Source organism: Sandarakinorhabdus sp., assembly GCF_032115815.1.
Lineage (GTDB): Bacteria > Pseudomonadota > Alphaproteobacteria > Sphingomonadales > Sphingomonadaceae > Sandarakinorhabdus.
Genome location: NZ_JAUMBI010000195.1, coordinates 1 through 4,595 on the forward strand (window position 1 = coordinate 1; position 4,595 = coordinate 4,595).

Genomic DNA, 4,595 nt, shown 5'->3' on the forward strand with positions numbered 1-4,595 from the left:
GGCGTGGCGCATCTGGTGGGCGATGCGGGCGGACTTGATCAAGGCTTTCGAGGGCACGCAGCCATAGTTGAGGCAGTCGCCGCCCAATTTGTGGCTTTCGACCAGCGTCACCTTGGCCTTTACCGTGGCGGCGATATAGGCCGAAACTAGCCCGGCCGCGCCGCCGCCGATCACCACCATGTTGCGGTCAAAGCGCTTGGGCCGCGGCCAGCGCGCATAGATGCGGCGGCGCTTCAGGGCGCCCATCACCGCCTTGCCGATCCACGGCAGCAGGCCCAGCGCCGCGAAGCTGGCCAGCAGGCCGGGCGAGGCGACATCGCGCAAACTGGAAATGCCGGCCAGCTGCGTGCCGGCGTTCACATAGACCGCGGTGCCGAGCAACATGCCGACCTGGCTGACCCAGAAATAGGTGAGCGTGCGAATGGGGGTGAGGCCCATCAGCAGATTGACCACAAAGAAGGGAAACACCGGCACCAGCCGCAACGAGAAAAGGTAGAAGGCGCCATCGCGCTCAATCCCGGCGTTGATGGCGCCAAGCCGCGCCCCGAACTTGCCCTGCACCCAGTCGCGCAGCAGGTAACGGGACGTGAGGAAGGCCAAGGTCGCGCCGATGGTGGAGGCGAAGGAGACGATCAGCAGGCCCAGGCCAAGGCCGAAGATCGCCCCACCGGCCAGTGTCATGATCGCAGCGCCGGGGAAGGACAGGGCCGTGAGCGCCACATAGGCCGCGAAATAACTACCGATCACCACGGCCGGGTTGGCAGCATAGAGTGCGGCGATATCGCCCTGCCGAGCTTTCAGCGCATCGAGCGTGAGATACTGGCCAAGGTCGAACTGGAACCAGGCGAAGATCGCCGCCGCGATCAGCAGGATGATGGGCAGACGTTTCATCGGGCGAGGTTCCGTTTCATCAGGCCAAGGTGGACGCAAAGCATGGGCCGCGCAAATCTGTTGTTCGCACGAGTGGCGGCAAAGGATGCAGTGTTTCCCTTTGCCGGCGCACTCCGCTATGCGCCCCCGGCATGTCCGCCGTTGTTGATCTTCTCCTGCCACCCGCCGAAGACTGGCAGGCGCAGGCCCGTGCTGCCCGGATCAGTACCGCTGATCTGTTGGCCTACGTGGGCCTGACGGCGGCGGATTTTGCCGAGGGCGTGATCGCTCAGCCGGATTTTCCCATGTCCGTGCCGCCGCATTATCTCTCGCTGATCCGCCGCGGCGATCCGGCTGATCCGCTGCTGCTGCAGGTGCTGGCGCGCGGCGAGGAAGCCTTGCCGCAGCCGGGCCGCCTTACCGATCCTCTGGAGGAGGCCGATTATCGCGCCGCGCCCGGCGTCTTGCGCAAGTATCGCAGCCGGGCGCTTCTGATCGCGTCGGGCACCTGCGCCATCCACTGCCGCTACTGTTTCCGCCGCCATTATGATTATGGCGCCGCCATGCTTACCCGTTCCGGCGAGGCCGAGGCTCTGGCGGTGATTGCCGGCGATTCCGCCATCGACGAAGTGATCCTGTCGGGCGGTGATCCGCTAAGCCTGTCAGACGCGCGGCTGTCGGCGCTGGTGGTCGCGATTGCCGCGATCCCGCATGTGACAACGCTGCGCCTGCACAGCCGCACTGTGCTGGCCATTCCGGACCGGGTGACGCCGGCGCTGGTCGCGTTGCTGGCCGGCACGCGGCTCACCGTAGTGATCGTCACCCACAGCAATCATGAGCGCGAAATCTCGGCCGACGTGGCGGCGGCACTGGGCCGGCTGCGGGCGGCGGGGGTGACCCTGCTCAACCAGTCTGTGCTGCTGGCCCAAGTGAACGACGATGCGGCAACGATTGCCGCCCATTGCCGCCGGCTCTTCGCGGCCGGCGTCCTGCCTTACTATCTCCACCTCACCGATCCGGTGGATGGCGCAGCGCATTTCGACGTGGATGAAGCCCGCGCCCGTGAACTCGAAACTGAACTGCGGGCCATGCTGCCGGGCTATCTCGTTCCCCGGCTGGTGCGGGAAGTGCCGGGGCGGGACAGCAAGACCCCGCTATGGGCACTGGATTGATGGGAAAAAGATTTGTGAACGGGCGATAACAAGTCCGTTCAGGCAGTTCACATGTGATCTGTGCGAATCAGGTGTCATCAACACCAGCCGGAGACGGTCCATGAAGACGACGCTGACCATCGCACTCCTCACCACGCTTGGCCTGGGCTTCGCCGCCCCGGCGGCAGCGCAGTGGCACGAACCTGCGCATCAGGCCGGCTGGAACGGCGGCTATCAGGGCGGTTGGGACGATGGCTATCGCGGCGATCCACGGCGCAATGGCAACTGGAATGGCGGCTATAACGCCGGCTACCGCGGCGATTATCAGGGCGACGATTATTGCCGGCGCAGCAGCGGTGGCACCGGCACGGTTGTCGGCGCGATTGCAGGCGGCGTGATCGGCAACCAGGTGGCGCGGCGCAATGATCGCACTGTGGCCACCGTGGCTGGCGCCGTTGTTGGTGGCCTGTTGGGCCGCAGCATCGATCGCGGCCGCATCGTTTGCCGCTGAACCAGATTTCAAGGAGAACGACCATGAACAGCCTGAAGATCAGTTTGGGCCTTGCCCTGCTCACGATGGGCGCCGCCACCCCGGCGCTGGCCGGCGATGATGATTGGCGCGATCGCCGCAATGCTTCTCCCCGCGAAGTGGCGCGCAGCTGGGATCGAGCGCAGGAAGAGCGCCGTGATCTGGCCCGGGCCCAGTATCGCGGTGACCCCCGCGACATTCGCGAAGAGTCGCGTGAACTTTATCGGGCCCAGCGCGAATTCCGCCAGGATCGTGCCGATCTCTATCGCGCCGGCTGGGACGATGATCGCCGCGGCGGCTGGGATGACGATGATCGCCGGCGTGGCCAGAGGAACGGCCGTGGCTGGGGCCCCGGTGGCCGGCCGGCCAATGATTGGCGCTATCGCCAGGATGGTTGGAACCGCCAGGGCTGGCATGCCGAGCAATTCTATCGCCCCGGCAACAATTATCAGCCCCGCTATCTGGGTGCCAATGATCAGATCTGGCGCGGGTATGATAACCGCTATTACTGCCGGCGCAGCGACGGCACCACCGGCCTGATCATCGGTGGCCTTACTGGCGGCACGCTCGGCAATGTGCTGGCGCCGGGCGGTTCCAAGGTGCTGGGCAGCATCATCGGCGGCACGCTGGGCGCCGTGGTGGGTAACAGCATCGATCGCAATCGCGTGGTTTGCCGATAAGCACCTGCCGCTGAAGCGGTAATAAAATCGATGGCGTTCATCGGAAATCCCCGATGGACGCCATTTGCCTGCCCGGCCTATCCTGTGGCCACATAAAGGAGACGGATGATGGCCAAGAAAAAAGCCAAGGATGATGCAATCAATCTCGGCATGCCCGATGCCCAGCGCCGCGCGATTGCCGATGGACTGTCGCGTCTGCTAGCCGATACCTACACGCTGTATCTGAAAACCCACAATTTCCACTGGAACGTGACCGGCCCGCAGTTCAATTCGCTGCACCTGATGTTCGAAGGTCAGTATACGGAATTGGCGCTGGCGGTTGACCTGGTCGCCGAACGCATCCGCGCGCTGGGTGAACCGGCGCCAGGCAGCTATTCGGCCTTTGCCAAGTTGTCGACCATCAAGGAAGCCGACGGCGTACCCAATGCCACCGACATGGTGCTAATTCTGGCCGAAGACCAATTGGCCGTGGTCCGCACCGCGCGCAGCGTCTTCCCGCTGGCCGATGCGGCCCATGATGAACCGACCGCCGATCTGCTCACCCAGCGCATGCAGGTGCACGAAAAGACCGCCTGGATGCTGCGCGCCAACCTGGGCTGACGCTCAGTCGCCGCGCTTGCAATAGAGCAGCACTGTCAGCCCGGCCAGGGCGGCCGCCACGCTGCCGGCAATGATGCCCAGCTTGGCGGCCGCTTCCTGAGAGCTGCCTTCGCCAAAGGCCAGGGCAGAGATGAACAGGCTCATGGTAAAACCGATCCCGCATAAGAGCGACAGGCCCCAGATCTGCCAGCCATTGGCATTGGCTGGCATGTCGACGATGTCGAGCTTCACCAGCGTCATGATCGTACCAAAGATGCCGATCATCTTGCCGAACACCAGGCCGGCCGCGATGCCCATCACCAGCGGATTGATCGCAGCATCCAATGAAAGCCCGCGCACATCCACGCCGGCATTGGCAAATCCGAAGATCGGCACAATGGCAAAGGCTACCCACGGCGCAATGCCATGCTCTACCCGCAGCAGCGGGCTGTCACGGATCTCCGGCACGCCGGGACTGGGCTGGATGGGCAGCGCCAGCGCGGTGATGACCCCCGCCAGCGTGGCGTGGATACCGCTGGCATGCACCGCAACCCACAAGGCCGCCCCCACCAGCAGATAGGGCCACACCACCTGCACCCGACGCCAGTTGAGCAGCGCCAACAGCCCGCACAGCCCGACCGCTGCCGCCAGTGCCGCCAGATCAACTCCTTCGGTATAGACGGCGGCGATCACCACGATGGCGCCCAGATCGTCGATCACGGCAATGGCGGTGAGCAGCAATTTCAGGCTGGCCGGCACCCTGTCGCCCAGCAGCGCCATTACGCC

General features: G+C 64.6%; 6 protein-coding genes. 4 read left to right on the top strand and 2 right to left on the bottom strand.

All coding sequences use genetic code 11. The annotated features are described in order from the left end of the window. Positions 1-891, bottom strand: an 891-nt coding sequence (locus RT662_RS11465) for a VTT domain-containing protein (RefSeq protein WP_313670839.1), incomplete at its 3' end; no start/stop codon positions are given. A 131-nt stretch (positions 892-1,022) separates the two neighbouring features. Here RT662_RS11465 and epmB point away from each other — a divergent pair. The 4 genes from epmB (at position 1,023) to RT662_RS11485 (ending at position 3,830) form a co-directional block, all read left to right on the top strand. Next, positions 1,023-2,042, top strand: a complete 1,020-nt coding sequence (gene epmB, locus RT662_RS11470; protein WP_313670840.1) for an EF-P beta-lysylation protein EpmB — start codon at positions 1,023-1,025, stop codon at positions 2,040-2,042. Positions 2,043-2,142: 100 nt separating this feature from the next. Continuing rightward, the gene (locus RT662_RS11475; protein ID WP_313670841.1) at positions 2,143-2,532 is read left to right on the top strand and encodes a glycine zipper 2TM domain-containing protein; all 390 of its coding nucleotides are present in this window, start codon (positions 2,143-2,145) and stop codon (positions 2,530-2,532) included. A gap of 23 nt (positions 2,533-2,555) precedes the next feature. Next, positions 2,556-3,230: a hypothetical protein gene (locus RT662_RS11480; RefSeq protein ID WP_313670842.1), complete on the top strand. Its 675-nt coding sequence runs from the start codon at positions 2,556-2,558 to the stop codon at positions 3,228-3,230. 105 nt (positions 3,231-3,335) lie between these two features. Then, positions 3,336-3,830: a Dps family protein gene (locus RT662_RS11485; protein ID WP_313670843.1), complete on the top strand. Its 495-nt coding sequence runs from the start codon at positions 3,336-3,338 to the stop codon at positions 3,828-3,830. A gap of 3 nt (positions 3,831-3,833) precedes the next feature. Here the strand turns inward: RT662_RS11485 and RT662_RS11490 are convergent. Then, on the bottom strand, positions 3,834-4,595 hold a 762-nt coding region (locus RT662_RS11490; RefSeq protein WP_313670844.1), incomplete at its 5' end, for a Na+/H+ antiporter NhaA.

Excerpts from the sequence above, each read along its gene's own strand:
- epmB (WP_313670840.1), top strand. The coding sequence starts at position 1,023 with ATGTCCGCCGTTGTTGATCTTCTCCTGCCACCCGCCGAAGACTGGCAG.
- RT662_RS11475 (WP_313670841.1), top strand. The coding sequence starts at position 2,143 with ATGAAGACGACGCTGACCATCGCACTCCTCACCACGCTTGGCCTGGGC.
- RT662_RS11480 (WP_313670842.1), top strand. The coding sequence starts at position 2,556 with ATGAACAGCCTGAAGATCAGTTTGGGCCTTGCCCTGCTCACGATGGGC.
- RT662_RS11485 (WP_313670843.1), top strand. The coding sequence starts at position 3,336 with ATGATGGCCAAGAAAAAAGCCAAGGATGATGCAATCAATCTCGGCATG.